Annotated in this window: 20 protein-coding genes and 1 pseudogene; 13 read left to right on the forward strand and 8 right to left on the reverse strand. The window is 54.3% G+C overall.

Features of this window, described 5'->3' with window-relative positions; all coding sequences use genetic code 11:
• Window positions 1-193: 193 nt before the first annotated feature.
• From M2366_RS07260 to M2366_RS07270, 3 genes and pseudogenes are all read right to left on the reverse strand, one after another.
• A pseudogene (locus M2366_RS07260) lies at window positions 194-336 on the reverse strand (GNAT family N-acetyltransferase); the annotation flags it as partial.
• 73 nt (window positions 337-409) lie between these two features.
• Window positions 410-679 carry a hypothetical protein gene (locus M2366_RS07265; protein WP_259269307.1) on the reverse strand — a complete coding sequence of 90 codons (270 nt, stop codon included), beginning with the start codon at window positions 677-679 and terminating at the stop codon, window positions 410-412.
• A gap of 176 nt (window positions 680-855) precedes the next feature.
• On the reverse strand, window positions 856-1,893 hold the full coding sequence (locus tag M2366_RS07270; RefSeq protein ID WP_042039511.1) for a Mal regulon transcriptional regulator MalI: 1,038 nt from the start codon (window positions 1,891-1,893) through the stop codon (window positions 856-858).
• Between the two features lie 315 nt (window positions 1,894-2,208).
• On the opposite strand from M2366_RS07270, the gene malX reads away from it, so the two are divergent.
• Both malX and M2366_RS07280 read left to right on the forward strand, forming a co-directional pair.
• On the forward strand, window positions 2,209-3,780 hold the full coding sequence (gene malX / locus M2366_RS07275; protein ID WP_259235655.1) for a maltose/glucose-specific PTS transporter subunit IIBC: 1,572 nt from the start codon (window positions 2,209-2,211) through the stop codon (window positions 3,778-3,780).
• Between the two features lie 90 nt (window positions 3,781-3,870).
• Entirely contained in the window at window positions 3,871-5,061 is a 1,191-nt protein-coding gene (locus M2366_RS07280; RefSeq protein WP_259269308.1) for a MalY/PatB family protein, read from the forward strand.
• A gap of 227 nt (window positions 5,062-5,288) precedes the next feature.
• Here M2366_RS07280 and manA read toward each other — a convergent pair whose 3' ends face one another.
• Window positions 5,289-6,500: a mannose-6-phosphate isomerase, class I gene (gene manA / locus M2366_RS07285; RefSeq protein WP_259269309.1), complete on the reverse strand. Its 1,212-nt coding sequence runs from the start codon at window positions 6,498-6,500 to the stop codon at window positions 5,289-5,291.
• Window positions 6,501-6,629: 129 nt separating this feature from the next.
• Between manA and M2366_RS07290 the strand changes: the two genes are divergently transcribed.
• Window positions 6,630-7,508: an AraC family transcriptional regulator gene (locus tag M2366_RS07290; RefSeq protein ID WP_259235660.1), complete on the forward strand. Its 879-nt coding sequence runs from the start codon at window positions 6,630-6,632 to the stop codon at window positions 7,506-7,508.
• A gap of 133 nt (window positions 7,509-7,641) precedes the next feature.
• Here the strand turns inward: M2366_RS07290 and M2366_RS07295 are convergent, their stop codons facing one another.
• The 4 genes from M2366_RS07295 to M2366_RS07310 all read right to left on the reverse strand — a co-directional run bounded on the left by M2366_RS07295 (window position 7,642) and on the right by M2366_RS07310 (window position 11,992).
• Complete coding sequence (locus tag M2366_RS07295; RefSeq protein WP_259269310.1) at window positions 7,642-8,889, reverse strand: MFS transporter; 1,248 nt, start codon at window positions 8,887-8,889, stop codon at window positions 7,642-7,644.
• Window positions 8,890-8,953: 64 nt separating this feature from the next.
• Window positions 8,954-9,721 (reverse strand): ABC transporter ATP-binding protein, encoded by a 768-nt coding sequence (locus M2366_RS07300; protein WP_224430870.1) that lies wholly within the window; start codon window positions 9,719-9,721, stop codon window positions 8,954-8,956.
• Entirely contained in the window at window positions 9,714-10,766 is a 1,053-nt protein-coding gene (locus tag M2366_RS07305; protein ID WP_224430869.1) for an iron ABC transporter permease, read from the reverse strand. Before M2366_RS07305 ends, M2366_RS07300 begins: the two co-directional genes overlap by 8 nt.
• Before the next feature lie 119 nt (window positions 10,767-10,885).
• The gene (locus M2366_RS07310) at window positions 10,886-11,992 is read right to left on the reverse strand and encodes an ABC transporter substrate-binding protein (protein ID WP_259269311.1); all 1,107 of its coding nucleotides are present in this window, start codon (window positions 11,990-11,992) and stop codon (window positions 10,886-10,888) included.
• Window positions 11,993-12,404: 412 nt separating this feature from the next.
• Between M2366_RS07310 and icd the strand changes: the two genes are divergently transcribed.
• The 10 genes from icd to M2366_RS07360 all read left to right on the forward strand — a co-directional run bounded on the left by icd (window position 12,405) and on the right by M2366_RS07360 (window position 22,450).
• Entirely contained in the window at window positions 12,405-13,658 is a 1,254-nt protein-coding gene (gene icd, locus M2366_RS07315) for an NADP-dependent isocitrate dehydrogenase (protein ID WP_042039561.1), read from the forward strand.
• Window positions 13,659-14,209: 551 nt separating this feature from the next.
• Window positions 14,210-15,295, forward strand: a complete 1,086-nt coding sequence (gene rfbB / locus M2366_RS07320) for a dTDP-glucose 4,6-dehydratase (RefSeq protein WP_259269312.1) — start codon at window positions 14,210-14,212, stop codon at window positions 15,293-15,295.
• Complete coding sequence (rfbA, locus tag M2366_RS07325) at window positions 15,295-16,170, forward strand: glucose-1-phosphate thymidylyltransferase RfbA (RefSeq protein ID WP_259269313.1); 876 nt, start codon at window positions 15,295-15,297, stop codon at window positions 16,168-16,170. Before rfbB ends, rfbA begins: the two co-directional genes overlap by 1 nt.
• Window positions 16,171-16,174: 4 nt before the next feature.
• Window positions 16,175-17,605, forward strand: coding sequence for a lipopolysaccharide biosynthesis protein (locus tag M2366_RS07330; RefSeq protein WP_259269314.1), 1,431 nt, complete (start codon window positions 16,175-16,177; stop codon window positions 17,603-17,605).
• A gap of 39 nt (window positions 17,606-17,644) precedes the next feature.
• A complete protein-coding gene (gene vioA, locus M2366_RS07335) occupies window positions 17,645-18,754 on the forward strand; it encodes a dTDP-4-amino-4,6-dideoxy-D-glucose aminotransferase VioA (protein WP_259269315.1) in 1,110 nt (369 codons plus the stop codon).
• Between the two features lie 37 nt (window positions 18,755-18,791).
• A complete protein-coding gene (locus tag M2366_RS07340) occupies window positions 18,792-19,424 on the forward strand; it encodes a NeuD/PglB/VioB family sugar acetyltransferase (RefSeq protein ID WP_259269316.1) in 633 nt (210 codons plus the stop codon).
• Between the two features lie 7 nt (window positions 19,425-19,431).
• Window positions 19,432-19,650, forward strand: a complete 219-nt coding sequence (locus M2366_RS07345) for a phosphopantetheine-binding protein (RefSeq protein ID WP_259269317.1) — start codon at window positions 19,432-19,434, stop codon at window positions 19,648-19,650.
• 20 nt (window positions 19,651-19,670) lie between these two features.
• A complete protein-coding gene (locus M2366_RS07350; RefSeq protein ID WP_259269318.1) occupies window positions 19,671-20,678 on the forward strand; it encodes a ketoacyl-ACP synthase III in 1,008 nt (335 codons plus the stop codon).
• A 1-nt stretch (window position 20,679) separates the two neighbouring features.
• The gene (locus tag M2366_RS07355; RefSeq protein ID WP_259269319.1) at window positions 20,680-21,426 is read left to right on the forward strand and encodes an SDR family NAD(P)-dependent oxidoreductase; all 747 of its coding nucleotides are present in this window, start codon (window positions 20,680-20,682) and stop codon (window positions 21,424-21,426) included.
• Entirely contained in the window at window positions 21,416-22,450 is a 1,035-nt protein-coding gene (locus M2366_RS07360; RefSeq protein ID WP_259269320.1) for a 3-oxoacyl-ACP synthase III family protein, read from the forward strand. The genes M2366_RS07355 and M2366_RS07360 overlap by 11 nt, the downstream gene beginning before the upstream one ends.
• Window positions 22,451-23,002: the final 552 nt, after the last annotated feature.

Below are 23,002 nucleotides of genomic sequence, written 5' to 3' on the forward strand. Positions count from 1 at the left end.
GGCAGGTGGAGAAGAGGGAGGGCAAGCTGGAGAAATGGGTTGAGCCGTCGGACTTGGCTATCCGCCCGCTTGGTACGGTGACCCCAGGCAGCACGTCGCCCCTTGCCGGGGTAACAGCCACTCAATACTCGAGAAAGGTCTCGCCGCAGCGCTCGCAAATCAGGTGCTTCACATGGGTGGCCTGATAGGCCAGCAGTAGACCGGAGCCGATGCTTTGCTGCTGGCGGTTGGGGGCAACGGCGATATTGAAGATCTCGGCCGTTTGCTCCTCTGCGGGATCTGCCTCCAGCAGCAGCGCCAGCGGCAGTTGACCGGGGTCCATCCGACAAACTTCATCTTTCTCTCTCTTTTATCTCGCTCTGTGCTGGTGATTGTCCGCGTAGCGCCGCCCCCGGGACCTGGTGGTCACTCAATATTCCAGAAACTTCTCGCCGCAGCGCTCACAAATCAGGTGCTTCACATGGGTGGCCTGATAGGCGAGGGTCTCGCCAAATGCCCAGTTGGTGATGCTGCTGGCGCGAAAGGCTTGCCAGAAGGCCTTGCGCGGCTCCTTGGGCATGATGTCCTGGCTGTGGTCTCGGGCAACCAGCACCACGATATGGTGAGTGCGCTCCCCGCACTGGTCGCAGCGATGGACTTCGCTCTGTGGTTCGGTCTGTGCCTGCTGTGTTGTTACCATGACATCGACTCCCGTTCTGGATGGCGCGCCCATCATAGGTTTATTCACTGGCCTCTCAACCCCCAATGTGGGGGAGTCAGCCATGGGAGGAGGGAGCCTCTTGAACTTGGTCTGCATGGCCAGGTGATGACGCGCTGGTGCCAGCGCATGGGCAGCCAGGAAGCCTTGCCTGAGCCTCAGGCCGATTCTCGTTTTTGCAGGTTGGGGGTGATGATATGGCGGTTGGGGGCGAGATCCGGTTGCTGCATCCGGGTCAGCAGCCGCTGGGCGGCCTGGCGGCCAATCTCCCGGGCCGGTGAGCTGACGAAGGTGAGGGCGGGGGAGGTGAGTTCCGCCTCCGCCACGTCGTCAAAGCCGAGCAGCGCCACTTGCTGGCCGATGTAGTTGTCCTTGCCGACGCTGCGCCCGCTCGCCTCCACCCCGTAGATGCCCCCCAGCGCCACCTCGGGATAGTGACAGAGGATGGCGGTCACCTTGGGATGCTGATGCAGCAGCTGGGCTATGGTGTCGGCGGCGCTGCGCTGGGTGCGCTCGCACTCCAATATCCACTCGGGTTTGAAGGGCAGGCCGTATTGCAGCAGGCTGGCGCAGTAGCCGCCGATCCGCTCGGCGCGGGCCAGGGAGTCGGCCCGTCCCCCCACGTAGGCGATATGGCGATGACCCTGCTCGATGAGATAGGTGGTGGCCTGCTGGGCGGCGTGGCTGTTGTCCGGGCCGATGAAGTCCACGTCATCGCGATAGTAGGAGCGGGCGGCGCACACCACCGGCAATTGCGAGTCGAGCAGGGTCTGTAGCGTCTTGGCCGCCGCGCCGCGCACCGGATTGAAGATGATGCCAGCCACCCCCTGGCGCGACAGGGACTGGATGCTCTGCTGCAACCGCTCCGGGCTGTGGCCGCACTGGGTCAGAAACAGCAGATAGCCCTGCTGCTCCAGCACCTCGCTCACCCCGGCGGTCACCTCGGTATAGAAGGGGTCGGTGATGTCGCGCAGGATCAAGCCCACCAGATTGGAGTGCTGGCTGCGCAGGTTGGCGGCGGCGCTGTTGGGCACATAATCGAGTTGCCTGATGGCCTGCTGCACCCGCTCTGCGGTGGCGGGGGAGATACGCCCCTTGCCGTTGAGCACCATGGAGACTGTGGTGACCGAGACCCCCGCCAGCTCTGCCACGTCGGTGATCTTGGCCAGTTTCGCAGCTTGCGGTCTGGGCGACATAGGATTGGATGGCATGGAGTGTGACGACATAGAGCGCGCGTGCAGCCAGGGGCAAGAGAGCAGATAGCCACAGCATAACCCCTCATATCCCCAAGTGAAACGTTACATCCCGCGGGCATGGATCTGCCTCACAGATTTGCGACAGGCTGCCATCTTTGCCCATGATTCTGTGATCTTGTCGGCACTTGTGAGTTGATAAAACGTTTTATCATCTATAAAACCTGATGGGACTCCGCCCCTGCTTGCGTTTATCAACCAGGGGGGTGAAGAAGAGCGACATCGGGACCTGACCTTCAACTCACAAGGATCCGTCACATGGCCAAGTCCCCCGCCAAATCCACGATATGGGAGTTCCTGCAGAGCCTCGGCAAGACCTTTATGCTGCCGGTGGCCCTGCTCGCCTTCTCCGGCATCCTGCTCGGGGTCGGCAGCTCCCTCACCAGCGATGCGGTGAAGCAGAGCATGCCCTTCCTCGACAACATGGTGTTGCAGCTGCTCTTCCTCTGGATGACCAAGGTGGGGCTGGTGGCCTTCATCTATCTGCCGGTGATGTTTGCGGTCGCCATTCCGCTCGGATTGGCGCGGGAAGAGAAGGGGGTGGCGGCCTTTGCCGGTTTCGTCGGTTATGCGGCGCTCAACCTCTCCATCAACTTCTACCTGACGGTGGCCAATGTGATCGGTGACGGGGCGGCGGAGAAAGCCTACGGGGTGAAATCGATCCTCGGTATCAGCTCCATCGATACCGGTATTCTGGGGGCCATCATCGTCGGGGTCATCGTCGCCAAGCTGCATGCCCGTTTCTACACCTACCGGATGCCGGATGCGCTGGCCTTCTTCGGCGGTGCCCGTTTCGTGCCCATCATCACGGCGCTGGTGCTGGGGGTAGTCGGTCTGGTGGTGCCTCTGGTCTGGCCCTGGTTCGCCGCCGGTATCAACGGCATCGGTGCCGTCATCTCCCACGCAGGCCCCTTCGGTCCCTTCCTGTTCGGTACCGGTGAGCGTCTGCTGTTGCCGCTCGGCCTGCACCACATTCTGGTGGCGCTCATTCGCTTCACCGAAGCGGGCGGCACCCAGTTGGTGTGCGGCAACGAGGTGAGCGGCGCCCTCAACATCTTCTACTCCGAGCTCTCCTGCGCCGACACCACCGGCTTCTCGGTCTCCGCCACCTCCTTCCTGTCACAGGGCAAGATGCCCGCCTTCCTCGGCGGTCTGCCGGGGGCGGCACTGGCCATGTATCACTGCGCCCGACCGGAAAATCGCGGCAAGATCAAGGCGCTGCTGGTGTCCGGGGTGGTGGCCTGCGTCATCGGTGGCATCACAGAACCGCTGGAGTTCCTGTTCCTGTTCGTGGCGCCGGTGCTCTACTTCATCCACGCCATCCTGACCGGTCTGGGTTTCATGACCATGGGGCTCCTGGGGGTCACCATCGGCAACACCGATGGCAACCTCATCGATTTTCTGGTGTTCGGGGTGCTGCAGGGCACCGCGACCAAGTGGTATCTGGTGCCCGTGGTCGCCGCGATCTGGTTTGCCGTTTACTACGGCGTGTTCCGCTTTGCCATCGTCCGCTTCAACCTCAAGACCCCGGGCCGCGAGATTGAGAGCAACGACGCCCCGCAACCGGCGGGCAAACCCGTGGGCAGCAGCGGTTACAACGGCGAGATCATCCTCAATGCCCTGGGGGGCGCCGACAACATACTGGCGCTGGACAACTGCATCACCCGGCTGCGGATGTCGGTGCAGGACATGAGCCGGGTCGATGACAAGCTGCTCAAAGCCAATGGCGCCATCGGGGTGATCAAGCTCGACGAGCACAACCTGCAGGTGGTGATAGGCCCTCAGGTGCACCTGGTGAAAAACCAGCTGCAGAGCCTGATGGGGACCTGATCGTCCGCGCTAGCAAGATAATGTCGGGGGCTGATGCCCCCTTATCCATTCTTCCTGGCCATTCGCCGCATTGATGGAGAAAGAAATAGCATGCATGAAACTTATGACTTCGAGCGCCCGGTCGATCGCCACGGCACCTACTGTACCCAGTGGGACTATGTGGCAGACCGCTTCGGCCATGCCGACTTGCTCCCCTTCACCATCTCGGACATGGATCTGGAGACAGCCCCCTGCATACGCGCGGCGCTGGCCAAGCGGCTGGAACACGGGGTGTTTGGCTACAGCCGCTGGAACCACAGTGACTTCAAGGGGGCGGTGAGCGGCTGGTTTGCCCGCCGTCATGGCGCCAGCCTCGACCCCGAGACCCTGGTCTATGGCCCCTCGGTCATCTATGTGGTCGCTCAGTTGGTGAGCCTCTGGTCGGCGCCGGGGGAGGGCGTGTTGGTGCACACCCCCGCCTATGACGCCTTCGGCAATATGCTGGCGGCCAGCGACCGTGTATTGCTTCCCTGCCCGCTGCAAAAGAGGGAGGGGCGTTATCAGATCGACTGGGTCTGTTTTGAGCAACAGGCGGCCCGCCCCGATTGCCGCATCCTGCTGCTGTGCAGCCCCCACAATCCCACAGGCCGGGTCTGGACCCGGGATGAACTGTCCCGCATGGCAGACATCTGCCAGCGCCACGGGGTCAGGGTGATCTCGGACGACATCCATATGGATATAAGCTTTACCCCCTACCTGCCCTGGAGCGAGGTGGCGCCAGATGACAGTTGGGCGCAGGTCAGCTCGGGCTCCAAATCCTTCAATATTCCGGCCCTTGGCGGCGCCTATGCCTTTATCCCTGAGGTGACGAGCCGGGAAGGGTATTTACGGCAACTCAAGGCCGCCCATGGCCTCTCCTCCCCCCCCATTCTCGGCATCCTGGCCCATATCAGCGCCTACCGGGATGGCGATGGCTGGCTCGATGCCCTGAAGCGCCACCTGCATGGCAATCTGGCGCACGTTGCCGAGCGGCTCAATGCCGCCTTCCCGGCCATCGACTACCAAGTGCCCGAGGGCACCTATCTCGCCTGGATTGATCTCAACGGACTCGGCATCGACAGGGCGGAAAAGATGGATGCCCTGCAAAGCTTGCTGGTGGAGAAATACCGGGTCGCCATCATGCGCGGCGACACCTACGGCCCCGAGGGAACAGGCTTTATCCGCCTCAATGTGGGTTGTTCACGGCAGAAGGTGGACAAGGGATTAGATGCCCTGATAGGCGCACTCACCGAGCTGGTTTGATGCTTGTATGAGTCAAGGTTGTCAATAACAAAGGGGCCTTACGGCCCCTTTGTTATGTCAGTGTTTCGCCCTGAATATGGTTTACACCTTTCCCCCGAATAAATGGAGACCCCGAAGGATGGCGAGCGCCCCGATCTGCACATCCACGCAGCAGAAGAGGGAGGGGGTGGATAAAACAAGGGCCATCTTCTGATGGCCCTTGCGCATTCAGGGGGTCATGGCCCCCCTTAGCTGCGATTGCCGGCGCGGGCGACCCGCCCCTCGGCCAGCAGATGGTAGCTGTCGGTGGCGGCGGGGACGAAGGCGGACTGGCCCTTCTCGATGCGCAGCGTCTCGTCGCCCCGCTTGAGAGTGGCGCTGCCATCGATGGCAAACAGGATCTCGGCGCTGGTGGTGATGAGCTGGTGCCCACCGGCCGGGTAGACGCTGAAGGTGAAGTCAGGTACCGGCACCTCAAAGTGCAGTACAGCACCGTCGAGGCGAGGGGCCAGCAGGATCTGATCATCCGGCTTGGCCACAAAACGGGTGCAATCGAGCAGCTCTGCCACGTCTATGTATTTCGGGGTCAGCCCTGCCCGCAGCACGTTGTCGGAGTTGGCCATGATCTCGAGGCCGGTGCCGCGCACATAGGCATGGGGGGTGCAGGCATCGAGGAACATGGCCTGACCCGGCTTGAGGGTCACCACGTTCAGCAAGAGCGGCGAGAAGAGGCCCACGTCTCCCGGATACTGGGCGGTCAGGCTGGTGATGAGGGCAAAGGTCTCCTCATCCTGATGGGCGGCGGCATAGCTCAGCAGGCCCGCCAGGGCGGCTTCTTTGCGCGCTCCCTCCAGCACCAGCAACTGGTGGAAGAAGTGCTGCAACCCGGCTTCACCCTGATCCGCTGCGTGAGCGGCGGCGAGGGCCGCTACCAGATCGGCGATAGCCGCCAGCTTGACTCGCTCGAACAGCGCCAGGATGGCGGGAATGGTGCGAAAGCCGTTCATCGCCTGATAGGGGGTGAGGGCAAACACCAGCTCCGGCTTGTGGTTCGGGTCTTTATAGTTGCGATTGCTCGCCTTGGGCGAGATGCCGGCGGCCTCTTCCTTGGCAAAGCCCGCTTCGGCCTGGGATTTGCTGGGGTGTACCTGGATGGAGAGGGCCTTCTCGGCGCAGAGTACCTTGAACAGGAACGGCAGGCTGCCGAAACGGGCGACGGTGGCCTCGCCCAGCACGGCGCTGGGGGCGGCCTCGATAACGACGGAAAGCTTCTGCGCACCGCCCGCTAGGCTCACTTCGGAGCAGCCATTGGGGTGAGCCCCCATCCACAGCTCGGCCTGAGGGTTGCCGTCCGGATTCGGGATACCAAACAGGGTGGTGAGGGCGTCACGGCTGCCCCATTCGTAGCCCTGGATCGGGTTTTTCATCAACAGAAAGGAGGGAAGATCACGACAACTCATAAGGGACGCCTCATTTAGTTTGAAGAAAGTTGTTTGAAGAAAAGGGTGGAATTGACGGTCCGGCCCGGACTATAACATGGGCGGTTGCGGCGGCCGCAACCGCTTGCCTCTCTCTTGACCGGGATCATCATGTCACTCATCTTCAGCCAACTGCTCGACGACGCCATCACTGAGCAGGCCCCCTTCGAGCGAGTCTGGTTTGCCAGTGAGCAGGGGGTGCCGCCCAGCTTCAGCTACCAGGTCAACTTTCCCCGCCTCGAGCTGGTGTTCAGCGGCGAGTATGTCAATCAGGTCTGGGACAAGGGGCAGGGTAGCCAGGAGATCCGGATATTGCCGGGGCAGGCGCTCTATATTCCGCCCAATGGCTGGAACAAGCCGCAGTGGAGCACGGATTGCTCGGTGCTGAGCCTGCTGTTCGGCAAGCGCCAGCTTGGCTTTAGCCTGGTGAGTAAACGTCGGGAAGATCCCGATTTCTTCGATGTGCAAAAACACAGCATCATGGCCCGGGCCGGTCATGTGACAGAGCATATTCTGGCGGCCCTCAACGTGTTGACCGAGGATCCCGGCCGCTCCCCCACCGACAACCATCTGCTGCTGGCGCTGCTGACCAGTGCCCAGCAACTGCTTGGCGCATCGGCGACCGAGCGGCCACGGGGTGCGGACTTGTTTCATGGCATCTGCATCTATATCCAGGAAAATTTTCACCGCCCCATCAGTCGTGACTCCATCGCCCACCGCTTCAACCTGTCGGCCAGTCATCTCTCCCACCTGTTTCGTGAGCAGGGTCATATGCGGCTGGCGGATTACATCAGCTGGGTGCGGATCGACAGAGCCAAGTTCATGCTCAAGAAGTACCGCTTCCGCCTGGAAGAGGTGGCCAATCGCTGCGGCTACGGCGATGTGAATTACTTCTGCCGGGTGTTCAAGCAAAAAACCGGATTGACCCCCTCCCAATACCGCGCCCTGAGCCAGCCTCAGGGGGAGGGCCAGCCCCTGACGGGAGCGTGAGTGGCCCAGACTGTGATGATGGAAAAGAGGAGGGGGAGAGCTGTCCGGGGCACCCCGTCGCGGGGTTGTTGGCCGCATTCCCGGTTGGCGGATGAGGCTGATATCGGGCGCCAAATGAAGGCTGCCTGCCTCGTCAGATCACCTGCGAGTCATCTGGCGAAGAGGTGGCTCGGGCTGCCATACCCGATCTCAGGTGCGCATAGAGGCCTGCTCCGGCCAAGATCCCGGCGAGCGCCAGCAGCAGCCAGATGGCCGTGCTAGGGCGAGTGCCCGCATCCCCCAGCATAAAACCGATCAGCAGGTTGCCAAACAGCGCCATGCAGCCCCCGGCGCTGGCATAGAAGCCGTAGTAGCTGGCGAGCTGGTCGGGGGGCGCATAACGGGGCAGCTGGGCGGCAAAGAGCGGGAAGCAGAGGATGGAACCCAAGGAGAGCAGGGCCACCTGGGCCAATACCCCCGCCGTCGGCCAGGGGGCCAGCAGGGGCAGGGCCAGATAGCTCAATCCCATCAGCCCTATGCCTAGCCCCATTGCCAGAGGGACGCCAAGATGGCGCTCCACCAGGCGCGACGCGGGCAGCTGGAGCAGGACGCCGATCACCGCCGAGAGGGTGAAGACGCCGCCAAGCAGCTCGGTGGCGTCCGGCAGGCTCTGGATCTGGGCAGGCAGGGCCAGATAGAGCTGGTGGAACAGGATCTGATAACTGCCCGCCAGCAGGGTGAACATCATGAAGGAGCGCTGGCGCACTATGGCACGCCACTGCTGCAAAATGGCGCCGCGCGGGCTCTGGTTGGCCACCGGGCGTTTGGGCAGCACCCGATACTGCAACACCCCGAGCAGGGCGAACAGGCTCGCCGCCAAGAGCCCGGTCAGGGCATAGCTCTGCTGGGTCAAGGTCAGGCCGACCAGGGGGCCGAGCAGCATGCCCGCCTGGCTGGCGAGGTTGTGCAGGGCGAAGGCGCGCTGTCGCTGGCTCGGGGTGCCGCATTCGCTCGCCAGATAGGCCTGGGCGCAGGGGGTGAACAGGGCCCCGGCAAAGCCGGTCAGGGCCGCCGCCAGCAGCAGTATGGGCAGGGACTCGGCCCAGCCCAGCAGCAGGAAGCCGACCGATCGCACCAGGCAACCCCAGACGATGGCGGGGTGATAGCCGATGCGATCCCCCAGCGTTCCTCCCAGCAAAAACAGCCCCTGCTGGCTGAAGACCCGCATCCCCATCACCAGGCCGCAGGCCCAGCCGGCGAGGCCAAGGCCGCTGCCCATGTGCTGGGCGAGGAAGGGCAGCATCATGTAGAAGCCGAGATTGAACGCCAGGCCATTGATGATGAGCAGGCGGGCGGCCGGGCTCATGGCCTGCCAGTCCCGCCAGTAGGAGGCGCCGTTCATGTTGCGTGCATCCGGGGGCCGGTTGCGGGCCAGGCCGCAGGCGCTGTCATGGGAAGTCTCGTCATCATTGTCTTCGCAGGGTACGAAGGAAGGGGATGCCGCTTTGATCGTGACTTATCTGTACCGGCACTTGATAGAGGCGCTCGATGAGGTCGGCATCGAGCACCCGGGCGGGGGGGCCGAACGCTTGCAAGTCGCCATCTGCCAGCACGATCAGCTGATCGGCAAACTGGGCCGCCAGGTTGAGATCGTGCAGCACCACCAGGGTGATCCACTGCTGCTCCCGGGTCTGCTGGCAGAGGTGCTCCATCAGCTGCATCTGGTGGTGAAGGTCGAGGGCGCTGACCGGCTCGTCCAGCATCATGATGCGGGGGTCGCGCAGCAGCACCTGGGCGAACAGCACCATCTGCCGCTGGCCGCCGCTTAAGGAATAGAGCGGACGATCCGCCAGATGAGCGATGCCGAGGGCCTGCAAGGCGCGGGCGGCGGCCAGGATATCCTCGTCCGCGAGGCGCATGGAGAGGCTGTCGAGGCGCCCCAGCACCACCACTTCGATGACGCTCAAGTCCAGCTCCAGCTGGATATTCTGGGGCATGTAGCCAAATTGCTGACGCCACTTGGCCTGGGTCATCTGGTGGGCGCTCTGGCCCCCCAGACGGATGTCGCCAGCGGCCGGGGTCAATTCCCCAAAGAGGGCGCGCAGCAGCGAGGTCTTGCCGGTCCCGTTCGGGCCGATGATCACATGGACCTGACCCGGGTTCAGGGTGAGGTCGAGCTCCCGCAGCAGGGTCTGCTGGCCGATGGTGAGGGAGAGTCGGGATATTTCAAGCACGTTTACGCCCCTTGCCGAGGATCAGCCAGATAAAGAAGGGCACGCCAATGAGCGCAGTGACTATGCCGATGGGAAACAGGGAACCGGGAACAATGGACTTGGAGAGCACCGAGGCCGCCGACAGCATGCAGGCGCCGCACAGGGCCGACAGCGGGATCAGGAAGCGCTGATCTTCCCCCACCAGCATGCGGGCTATGTGGGGGGCCACCAGGCCGACGAAGCCGATGATGCCGACGAAGCTGGTGGCGGTGGCGGTGAGCAGGGCCACCAGGATCAGGGTCTTGAGGCGCAGCCTGTCCACGTTGACCCCGAGACTCCGGGCACGGGCTTCCCCCAGCCGCAGGCTGGTGAGGGCCCAGGCATCCCGATAGATGAGCACGCTGCAGATCAGGGTGACGGCGGCCGTGATCAGCAAGGCATCCCAGCTGGTGCGCATCAGGCTGCCAAACAGCCAGAACATGATCTGCTGGTTGAGCTCGGGGGAGGAGAGGAACTGCAGCAGGGAGAGCAGGGACTGGAACAGGAACAGCAGGGCTATGCCCGCCAGGATCAGGGTCTGGCTGCTGATGTTGCGCATCATGGCTAGACCAAACAAGAGGCTGGCGGCAAACATGCACAAAATGAAGGCACCGGCCGGAATGGCAATCAGGGGAGGCAGCCCAAGACCGCCGGTATAGAGCGCCAGTGCGGCGCCAAGCCCGGCCGCGGCCGCGAGCCCTAGGGTGTAGGGGCTGGCCAGGGGGTTGTCCAGCAGGGTCTGCATCTGGACGCCGCCAAGGCCGAGGGAGGCGCCGACCACCAGAGCCATCAGGGCGATGGGCAGGCGCATGTCAAAGACTATGGTGCGGGTCATGGAGTCCGCCTGGGCGGGGGAGAGCAGGGCATCGATCACTTCCCCAAGGGGCAGCAGGGAGGGGCCTGTGGCGATGTCGAGCACCAGGGTAATGCACAGCACCAGGGTGAGCAGCGCCAGCCAGTGCCAGCGGCGGCGCTCTCGTTGCCGCTGGCGGGTGAGGGTCTGCTGCAGGGCAGCCAAATCATTCATGATAACCATCCTGAAACGGGCGCTCTCAAGGGGCGCCCGCAAGGGTTGAAGAGGGATGACGAAGAGGGACTTTCCCGACTCGGGTCGGAAAAGTCCGGCCCGTCAGGTTCAACCTGCCATTACTTGATACCCAGCATAAAGGTGCCCTGGGGACGAATGGGCAGATAGCTGCGGTAGAAGCCCTGATAGGTGGCCAGGGGATCGAGATCCTCGAACAAGTCGGGGTAGAGCGCCTTGGCCATGAACTCGATGAGGGCGGCATCCATGATGCTGCGGGTGGCGCCGTGATAGACGGCGTAGAGGCGACCCTGCTGCACCGCAGGCAACTCGCTCCAGCCCGGACGGGCGGCAAAGCCCTGCAGACACTGGCGCACCGTCTCGGCCGAGACGTCCTGACCAACCTGCATCGCCTCTGCGCTGCTCACGCTCTCGTAGCCCGCCATCAGGATCACCTCGGGTTTGCTCGCCAGCAGCTGCTCCGGGTGTATGGGGCCCCAGCGTTCGACGAAGGGGGCCGCGACGTTGTCACCGCCGGCCAGCAGGGCCATGGCGCCCCACATGTCCTTGCCATAGGTGTAGCTGTACTCGGCCGGGCCCTTGTCCCCCAGCTCGATGTAGACCCGGGGCGGCTGGCGCTTCGCCTGGGCAACCCGGGAAGTGATGGTGTCAATCTTGGCCTTGTATTCGTCGGCCATCTTCTGGGCACGGGCCTCCTGGCCGGTCACCTTGCCAAGCAGCAGGGTGCTCGCCATGTGGCGGGCCAGGGTCTGGGCGTTGTAGTCCACCACCACCACCGGAATGCCTGCCTGCTCGAGGCGCGGCAGATCCGGGGCGAGGGCCTCGTATTGCCACTGGGCCAGGATCACCAGATCGGGCTTGACCGCCAGGGTCTTCTCGATGGAGAAGCTCTGATCCTGCACGTTGCCAAGGTCGGGCACCTTGGCCAGTTGCGGCAGACTGGCCACATAGAGGGACCAGATGGCGGGGCGGGACTTGACGAACCAGCCACGGGACATGCCCACCAGGCGATCGGCGCCCCCTTCACCGGCCACGGCCAGGTAATCCTCGGGATAGAAACCGAGCACGATGCGGCTCGCGGGCAGGCTCAGGGAGACCTTGCGGCCCATCACATCTTCCACTTCAACGGGGGCGGCGGCCTGTGCCATCCAGCTCATCAGGACGAGCTGGCCTAACAGCAACACTCTTGCCAGGGGGTGACGAAACATCTTGTACAACCTCGGGGGGGGACACGGCTTAAAAAGAAAGTGAGAACTATTACTATTTAATGTTCAAAAAGCAATGAGGTTCTACATGGTCAGTCCTCTCTTTTTCTCCCCGGGAGGGGCGTCTGCGTGGTCTAATCCCCGCCCCCCGCGAGGGCCTGCCTTTCTCGGAACGGGCTGATTTTTGACCCCAGGGGGAGGGCGATGCAACCATGGCACCCCGGGTGTGCACTGCTGAGGAAGGGAGGGGAAAAGCCCGGACTCATCTTCTTCTTTGGGTCGGCGCAGTCGCATTGTGATCCAGTGCGCGACTATGGTCCGCGCAGTGTGCTCACCATTTGATTATGTAAAAGGATGGGCTAAGATGGCCGCGGAAACGATCAGATTGATAACAAAAGGAAGTTAGGAGATGCCGATGGAAAGCAAAGTAGTAGTCCCGACCCAGGGCCAGAAAATCACAGTAGCAGCCGATGGCAAGCTGACCGTACCGAACAATCCCATCATTCCTTTTATCGAAGGGGATGGTATCGGTGTGGACGTGACCCCTGCCATGCTGAACGTGGTCAATGCCGCGGTCGAGAAGGCTTACAAAGGCGAGCGCAAAATCGCCTGGATGGAAATCTACACCGGTGAGAAGTCGACTCACATCTATGGCGAAGGCGCCTGGCTGCCTGCCGAAACCCTGGATTTCATTCGTGAATACCATGTGGCCATCAAGGGCCCGCTGACCACCCCGGTCGGTGGCGGTATTCGCTCTCTCAACGTGGCCCTGCGTCAGGAGCTGGATCTCTACGTCTGCCTGCGCCCGGTTCGTTACTACCAGGGCACTCCTAGCCCGGTCAAACGTCCTGACTTGACCGACATGGTGATCTTCCGCGAAAACGCCGAAGACATCTACGCTGGCATCGAGTGGAAAGCGGATAGCGATGAGGCCAAAAAGGTCATCGCCTTCCTGCAAAACGAGATGGGCGTGAAGAAAATTCGCTTCCCCGAGTCTTGCGGCATCGGCATCAAGCCCATGTCCAAAGCCGGTACCGAGCGCCTGGTGCGTGCCGCCATCGAGTACGCCATCGACAACGATCGCGACTCCGTGACCCTGGTCCACAAGGGCAACATCATGAAGTTCACCGAAGGTGCCTTCAAGGATTGGGGCTATGCCCTGGCCCAGAAAGAGTACGATGCCCAGTTGATCGACGGCGGCCCCTGGTGCTCCTTCAAAAACCCGAAGACCGGCAAGGTCATCACCGTCAAAGACGTCATCGCCGACGCCTTCCTGCAACAGATCCTGCTGCGCCCGGCCGAGTATGATGTCATCGCCTGTATGAACCTCAACGGCGACTACATCTCCGACGCCCTGGCCGCTCAGGTCGGCGGCATCGGCATCGCTCCTGGCGCCAACATCGGCGACGGTGTGGCCCTGTTTGAAGCAACTCACGGCACCGCGCCCAAGTACGCAGGCCAGGACAAGGTCAACCCGGGCTCCCTCATCCTCTCCGCCGAGATGATGTTGCGCCACCTCGGCTGGGTCGAAGCGGCAGATCTGGTCGTGAAGGGGATGGAACAAGCCATCGCCAACAAGACGGTCACCTATGACTTCGAGCGACTGATGGAAGGGGCCACGCTGCGCTCTTGCTCCGAGTTCGCTCAGGACATGATCGATCAGATGTAATCTATTGATTGTTTTGATATTAAAAGGCCGCCATCAGATGATGGCGGCCTTTTTCATTGAGGCAATACCGCCAGTTGATGAACCATGGGCCAGATGTTGGCAATGACGTTGCCAGTCCAAAGGAAAGATTCCAACGACACCTGATTAATTGTCTGTAAATCAACCAAACGGACCCTGATAATTTCCTTTTCTGTACTCTTGGGAGAGGGAGGATGCTAGAATCCGAAGCTGATTTTAAGCGCCATCTGTGGGCACCTTTGACATTATTTGCCCATAGCTAATCAATAGTGTGTCAGCTCGTCTCAGAGCCCCGATGCTCCGCCTTGCAGTTCAACGTGTCACCTGAGGTCAACATCATGATCCGTGCGCACACACAATCTGGTCAAAAGCAGCAAACTGGGGGCTGTAACCCAGGGGCGGTAGCTATGGTGTTCGGTATCACCATTGCAATAAACGGCTAGTTAGATGCCCCACTTGTATCAGACAGATAGTCTCGGCCAATCTCATTTCTGCATCCATTTCTGCATTCATTCTTATTCAAGAGCATATCTATGAAAATTCTCGTTACTGGCGGGGCTGGCTTTATCGGCTCTGCTGTTGTGCGTCATATCATCAGCAATACTCAAGACTCAGTGGTCAATCTCGACAAGCTGACCTATGCGGGTAATCTGGAGTCCTTGGCCGAGGTTTCAGGCAACGATCGTTATGCGTTCGAGCAGGTAGATATCTGCAACCGCGCCGAGCTGGATCGAGTATTTGCAGTGCATCAACCCGATGCCGTGATGCATCTTGCGGCCGAGAGCCACGTTGATCGCTCCATCACAGGCCCTGCCGATTTTATCGAAACCAATATCGTCGGCACCTACATGCTGCTGGAAGCGGCCCGTGCTTACTGGAATGGGCTGAACGAGACACGCAAGTCTGCCTTCCGCTTTCATCATATATCCACCGATGAGGTATATGGTGACCTGACTCATCCGGATGAGGCTGCCCCTGGCGAGGCGTTGTCGCTCTTTACCGAAACTACCCCTTATGCCCCCAGCAGCCCCTATTCTGCTTCCAAAGCTTCGAGCGACCACCTGGTGCGCGCCTGGCGCCGTACCTACGGCCTGCCGACTGTGGTTACCAACTGCTCCAACAACTACGGCCCCTATCACTTCCCCGAGAAGCTGATCCCGCTGGTGATCCTCAATGCCCTGGATGGCAAGCCGCTGCCGGTCTATGGCAAGGGCGACCAGATCCGTGACTGGCTCTATGTGGAAGACCATGCCCGTGCCCTTTACAAGGTGGTGACAACTGGTGTGGTGGGGGAGACCTACAACATCGGTGGCCACAACGAGAAGCAGAACCTGGAAGTAGTGCACACCATCTGCGATCTGCTCGATGAGATGGTGCCCAAAACGAGCTCCTATCGCGATCAAATCACCTATGTGACCGACCGACCCGGCCATGACCGCCGTTATGCTATTGATGCCAGCAAGATGAGCAGCGAACTGAATTGGCAACCGCAAGAGACCTTCGAATCCGGTATTCGCAAGACAGTACAGTGGTATCTGGATAATCAACAGTGGGTCGGCAACGTCAAGAGCGGTGCCTACCAGACCTGGGTCGCTCAGCACTATGGGGAAGAGAAGTAATGAAAGGAATTATTCTGGCTGGCGGTTCTGGTACTCGCCTTTACCCTATCACCATGGGCGTATCCAAGCAGCTATTGCCTATTTATGACAAGCCGATGATCTACTACCCTCTGTCGGTGCTGATGTTGGCGGGAATCAGAGATATTTTGATCATTACGACACCGGAAGACCAAGCCAGTTTTCAGCGTTTACTGGGTGATGGAAGTCAGTTTGGTATCTCCCTTGACTATGCTGTACAACCTACTCCTGATGGCTTGGCCCAAGCATTTATTATTGGCGAAGAATTTATTGGCGATGACCCGGTATGCTTGGTACTGGGCGATAATATTTTTTATGGCCAAGGTTTTAGTGCCAAGTTAAAAAAAGCACTTGAAAAAGCCCAAACAGGGGTTGGTGCAACTGTGTTTGGCTATCAGGTAAAAGATCCAGAGCGTTTTGGAGTCGTCGAGTTTGATGAACAGCAAAAAGCCATCTCAATCGAAGAAAAACCTATTAATCCAAAGAGCCACTACGCGGTTACAGGCCTCTATTTTTACCCCAATGATGTAATTAAACAGGCCAAGCTGGTTAGGCCCTCTCTCCGTGGTGAATTAGAAATTACCACCTTAAATGAGATGTATCTCAACCAGAGTAATTTGCATGTTGAGATGCTTGGTCGTGGCTTTGCTTGGCTTGATACCGGTACTCATGAAAGCCTGCTAGAGGCTGCGCAATTTGTCGAAACTCTTGAAAAACGCCAAGGCTATAAAATTGCCTGCTTAGAAGAAATTGCCTACCTCCAAGATTGGCTTGATTTAAATCAATTGATTTCTCGCGGCGAATTAATGAGTAAAAATAGTTACGGTCAATATCTATTGTCCTTGGGTAAACTTTAACTCCATGTCAGATCTCGCAATTAAAACTAAAAAAGGCCTGCAATGGAGTGCCATCGAGCGTATATTAACTCAAGGCATGCAGTTGGGCATTACTCTGTTATTGGGCAGATTGCTCGGGCCAATAGCCTTTGGTCTAATCGGTATGCTGGCGGTATTTATTGCTATAGCTAATGTTTTTGTTGATAGCGGCTTTACGTCGGCATTAATTCGTAAAACAGACCGAACAAACAATGATTTGGTAACTGCTTTTTACTACAATATTGCGATATCGAGCCTCTGCTATCTCGTGTTATATTGTAGTGCGCCCTATATAGCTGACTTTTATCAGCAAGCTGAGTTGAAAAGCTTGCTACGGGTATTGGGCCTCACGGTATTAATTAATGCATTTATCCTAATACCTCGCATGCAGCTCACTGTGGCGATGGATTTTAAAACCCAAGCAAAAATATCAGTCATCAGTGTATTGGTCAGTGGTGTAACTGCCACGATGTTGGCGATTAACGGCTATGGTGTATGGGCATTAGTGGTGCAAACATTGCTCAATGCCTGTTGCAACCTCTTGTTGTTTACTCTGTTTTTTCCTTGGCTACCGCGTGGGAAAATCACTAAAACCTCGTTCACCTATCTATTTGGTTTTGGTAGCAAATTGTTGCTCTCTGGCTTGTTGGATGTCATATACAACAATCTTTACCAGATCATCATTGGTAAGAAATTCAGCCCTGCCGTTGTCGGCCAATTCACCCAAGCCAATCAACTAGCTAGCGTGCCAGCAGCAACCCTAACTGGCATTATCCAGCGGGTCACATATCCAATGTTTAGCCAGTTGCAAGACGATCCAATGAAAATGGAGAACGCCTATCGACTAACGCTAAAAATTGCTGCGGTGGTGATTTTTCCTTTGATCATCGGTTTGGGGCTTATCGCTCAACCATTATTAACCCTATTATTGGGTGCACAGTGGCAGGTTGCAGCAAGTTTACTTAGTGTACTGTGTTTTGGTTATATGTTATATCCCATTCATGCTATTAATTTAAATTTATTGCAAGTTACCGGACGCAGTGATTTGTTTTTAAAGCTGGAGGTACTGAAAAAAATAATTGGTGTGGCTGTATTACTAGTCACCATACCTTTCGGTGTCTTTATCATGTGTCTTGGGTTAAGTGTCGTTTCGTATTTAGCTCTATTTCTGAATACTTATTATACAGGAAAAATAACCCAGCTCAGTCAATGGCAACAATGTAAAGATCTATTTCCTATTTGGTTGGCTGTAATACTTTGTGCCGCATTGGCATACTCTGCTGGAGTATACTCACAAGCAGTACCTTGGTTGCAATTGTTGATAAATGTGACCGTTGCATTATTGAGCTATGCATTTTATTTGCTATTTATGCAAAAGCCTTTGCTATTGCAATTGAGAACGTTCCTGCGTAGCTAGAAAATACTTAATTATTAAATGAATTTATTGGAACCTAACATGAACAATAAAAATATCCCTGTCACTCAGCCATTTCTTCCTGAACTGAGTGAGTTTATTCCTTATCTTGAAAAAATTTGGGATAATCGTTGGCTTACTAACAACGGTCCATTTCATCAGCAATTGGAGGCAGAGCTCTGTCGCTATCTAGGTGTTGAGCATATATCCATTTTTAATAATGCCACAATTGCTTTGATCACCGCCTTGCAAGCGATGCGTATCAACGGGGAAGTGATTACTACCCCTTATTCATTTGTTGCCACTAGCCACTCGATTATGTGGAATGGTTTAGAACCGGTCTTTGTCGATATCGATCCTGAAACATTTAATCTTGATCCGGCCAAGATAGAAGCGGCTATTACCCCGCGAACCACAGCAATTATGCCGGTACATTGTTACTCTAACCCTTGTGATGTCGCAGCAATTCAGAAGATTGCTGATAGCTATGGTCTCAAGGTTATATATGATGCAGCCCATGCATTTGGAGTAAATTATAAAGGTGAAAGCCTACTTAAATGGGGTGATCTTTCTATTCTTAGTTTTCATGCTACTAAGGTGTTTAATACGTTTGAAGGCGGTGCCATTATCAGCCCAGATGCTAAAACCAAACAGCGTATTGACTGTTTGAAAAACTTTGGCATCGCCGACGAGCTGACTGTAACAGCTCCAGGTATCAACGGCAAAATGAGTGAAATCAATGCCGCCTTCGGTCTGGTGCAGCTCAAACATATTGATCAAGCTATGCAGCAACGCCAAGCTGTCGATACCAGATATCGCACTGCATTGGCCGATGTGCAGGGTATTACCATCTATCAACATCATCCTGAAGCTAACAGTAACTACTCCTACTTCCCCATTTTGGTTGAAGCTGATTACCCACTTAGCCGCGATGAATTGTATGAAAAATTAAAGGTAAATAATATTTTGTCACGTCGCTATTTCTATCCATTAATCAGCAATATGCCGATGTACCGCGGATTGCCAAGTGCGCAGATTGGCCAACTGCCCGAGGCTAACCAACTGGCGGATAAAGTGCTTTGTTTGCCAATATTCCACGAATTGAGTGCCGATGAGCAAATGCAAATTATCGAGACAATTAAAAATTGTTGACAATGATTTTTAACTAAAAATTAATGAGCTGTTAGATATGAATAAGTTGTATCTGGTTGGTGCAGGCGGATTTGCAAGAGAAATATATTCTTATATCTCAAAAAAAGAATTTATTGTAGATGGTTTTAAGCTTGAAGGATTCTTGTCTGATTATCCGTCAGATTTAAATGGATTTAATATTGGTTTCAAGATCGTCGATCAAGCAATAAGTAACAAGCTAGATGTAACTGATGCTGTTATCATTGCAGTTTCCGATTGTGATTTCAAAGAAAAACTGTATGAACACTATAAAAGTCTAGGTGTTAAGATACTGACCTATATACATGAGACTGCATTTATTGGTGAGAATGTGGCAATTGGAGAAGGCACAGTAGTCTGTCCATATGCTACGTTAACCACTGATATACAAGTTGGAGTTGCAGTGACTGTTAATGCTTACTCATCAGTTGGCCATGACGTAACATTAGGTGACTTTTGCACGCTAAGTGGTCATTGCGATGTGACTGGGCATGTTTATTTGGATAATAAAGTCTTTATGGGGTCGCACGCGTTAATTATCCCTAAAGTTAAAGTTGGTCAAGGAGCAATAATAGGCGCAGGAAGTGTTGTTATTAGTAAAGTGAAACCAGGGACAACCATGTTTGGTAATCCAGCCAAAAAAATCAAGTGAGGATTTAATGAATAAAAAAACGCAAATCTTAGAAATCATTGCTGACATTATCGAGATCGATGTAGAAAACCTTACTCTTGAAATGGAACTGCATGACGGGCTTTGGGACTCCTTGGCTGTTGTAACATTCATATCTGAGATCGACTCGAACTTTGATCAGCTAATCGCGCCAGCAGATGTAAGTTCTGTAAAGTGTGTTGCTGACTTAGTTAATTTGGTTAAATAATAAAACCTTGAGGGTTTCTGATGCTTGCTATAAAAAATGTTGCTATTAAGGGGATTTCATGTGTTGTACCAACCACGAAAATCAACAATGTTGACTTATCGCAAGTATACGGTGATAAAGAAACCCTCAAGCTTATTTCCAGTATAGGCGTTGAAAGTCGTTACGTTGTTGATGAGACAACCACATCCGCAGACCTATGCTTACAAGCAGCACGTCAATTACTATTGAATTTGAAGTGGGATGTTCAAGATATTGGTGCACTTATATTTGTATCTCAAACCCCTGATTATCAATTACCTGCAACGGCATGTATATTACAACATAAGTTAGGCTTACCAGAAACCGTCATGGCGTTTGATATAAACCTCGGTTGCTCTGGTTATGTGTATGGTTTAAATGTTGCAGCTAGCTTAGTCAATTCAGGTATTAAAAAAGTTCTACTTTTGGTTGGTGATACGATTAGTAAAATTGTTAAGCCTGGTGATAGAAGTACTGAACTACTCTTTGGTGATGCAGGTAGCGCCACTGCATTACAATATGAAGATAATAAATTATTGCAATTTGAACTAGGCAGTAATGGCTCAGGCTGGGAAAATATCGTAGCGCGAAATCAAATCAGCTCTGATGTAAACAGAGGTGCAAATAATGCATTTCTTGAAATGAATGGAGGAGAGGTTTTCACTTTTACGTTGAAGACCGTACCTGCATTAGTAAATAAATTTCTACAAGAATTAAGCTTAAGCTCAAGTGACATAGATGCTTGTATTTACCATCAAGCAAATCATTTTATGCTTAAGCACCTAGCAAAAAAATCTAATTTTTTATCTGAACAAGTTGCAATTAGCATCAATGAATATGGCAATACCAGTTGTGCGTCTATACCAGTCACTTTGTGTGCAAGAAAACGAGAAAATTATAAAAATACTCTGCTAATCGGTTTTGGTGTTGGACTTTCATGGGGAGCTGTAATGTGCGATCTGAGTGAGAGTATACTGTTGCCTGTCGAGGTTTTAATAAATGATAACTAGTATGTTGCAAGATAAAACCATTCTAGTGACCGGGGCTTCATCGGGTATCGGTCGTGCTATTGCACAGTATTTTAGTTGCCAAGGTGCAAGACTGGTAATTACAGGCCGTAATCAACAAAGGTTAAATGAAACATTAGTTTCTTTATCAGGCCACACACATACAGCACTGACTGCAAACTTGGATTCTGTGGAAGCAATACAGTTATTAATGGATTCTATATCTGATAAAGTCGGTGTGCTAGATGGAATTGTACACTGTGCTGGGATCAAAAAAACATTGCCTTTACAAGCTTTACAAGAAAAAGACTTTGATGATTGCTTTAGTGCTAACGTAAAAAGTGCTCAGTTTATCGTTAAATTTCTTAGGAAGAAAGGTCGATTTAACCCACTAGGCACTAGTGTTGTTTTTCTAAGTTCTGTTGCAGCTAGTTGTGGCGAACCAGCAAATTCAACATATGCTGCCAGTAAAGCAGCTTTAGAAGGATTAGCAAAGTCACTGGCGATGGAATTGGCGAGAATAAATATCAGGGTGAACTGTCTCGCGCCTGGAATGATTAAGACTGAAATGTTACATGACTTTTCAAAGCACATAACAGAAGAGCAACTATCAAAACTTTTGCAGAAACATCCATTAGGCTTTGGTGAGCCAGAAGATGTTGCCCATGCTGCTGGTTTTTTGAGCAGCGATTTATCTAAATGGATAACAGGCACAACATTGTTTGTTGATGGAGGTTACAGTGCGCACTGAACAAGAAACATTAAAAGCGTTTATATCTTGTGTGGCGTCATACCTTCCTGAAAATGTGCTTACAAATGAACAGCTTGCTATGGAGTATCCAGAGTGGAGCGTAGAAAAAATATACGAAAAAACTGGAATACGATCTCGGCATATAGCATCAGCAAATGAAACTTGCTCTAGCATGGCTGTAAATTCGGCAAAGAACTTATTTGACAAGAATAATGTCTTACCGGAGCAAATTGACTATATTCTTTTGTGCACGCAAAGCCCTGATTATCTTCTGCCAACTACCGCATGCATAGTTCAACATGAACTTGATATTCCGACTACGGCAGGAGCACTCGATTTTAATTTAGGTTGTTCTGGTTACGTGTATGGTTTGAGTTTAGCTAAGGCGCTCATTGAATCCAAGCAGGCTAAGAAAGTATTACTTTTGACATCAGAGCTTTACTCTCGCTATATAAACCATAATGATAAGAGTGTTCGCACTTTATTTGGTGATGCCGCTACCGCAACACTGATTGAAGGCAAACTATCACAAACTGAATATATTCATGGTTTTCAATTTGGAACAGATGGTAAGGGCGCTCGCAATCTCATCGTTCCTCATGGTGGTTCAAAGTATCCCATGTCAAATGATTCACGTCTTGAGACTGAGGATGCAAGTGGTAACAAACGCTCCTTAAGTAACCTTTATATGAATGGTGCGGAAATATTGACATTTTCATTGAAGACAGTACCTAAAAGTGTTGGGAAGATCCTTGAGTCTGCAAACCTGAAGCAAGAGAATATTGAACGAGTTATATTCCATCAAGCAAATAAATTCATGTTAGATAAGTTAAGAATTAAAACGGGCTTCACCGAAGAACAATTTTTAATATCCTATGAAGATTATGGTAATACTGTATCCTCATCCATTCCTTTAGGTATTGAAAAGGCGATCAAGCAAGGTAAATTAAAAAATGGTGATAAAGTTCTTGTTTGTGGATTTGGCGTAGGTTATTCATGGGCTGGATGTGTTGTTGAATGGTAGTTTTTTCACTTTATGAAGTCAGCCTGCATTTAATATTTTTATGCACCACTACAGGTTATTATGTAACCGTTTATCGGGTATCTTGACAATCGAATCTCACTGTGGGTTGTAGATAAATTATCTGCAACAACCAAGTGCAATGTGGGTGTGGCAGATAATCCGTCTGAATTTTGGCGTTCATACAGCTTCACGGTGAATTTCCCCCCTGCCCTGGTGAACGCTTACGTTATTATAATTATTGTTTTTGAAACTAAAATTATGTCTAACTGGCCGCTAGATTAGCAATTGGCCTAAACATATGCCAGCAGATGTTCGTTCACGTTCTGGATAGGCTGAAAGCCATCAAGAATTGGTGTAGTACTGAACAGCCTAGTGGCTGAAGGCTGCGTTGAGCCGCGTACTTAGCGCGAGTCTTTGCAGGATGAGGTTTTTCAGGCTCTTGCCCTGCAGTGCAGTTAGGTAGCATAGGTAAATGTTGCACTTCGAAATTGCACTCGCTGTTAGATCAGGTAACGCTATGTCTGTTTTTCAGTCATCCGATATATAATGTTT

It is taken from the genome of Aeromonas sp. BIGb0405 (assembly GCF_024807335.1).
Taxonomy (GTDB): Bacteria; Pseudomonadota; Gammaproteobacteria; order Enterobacterales; family Aeromonadaceae; genus Aeromonas; species Aeromonas rivuli.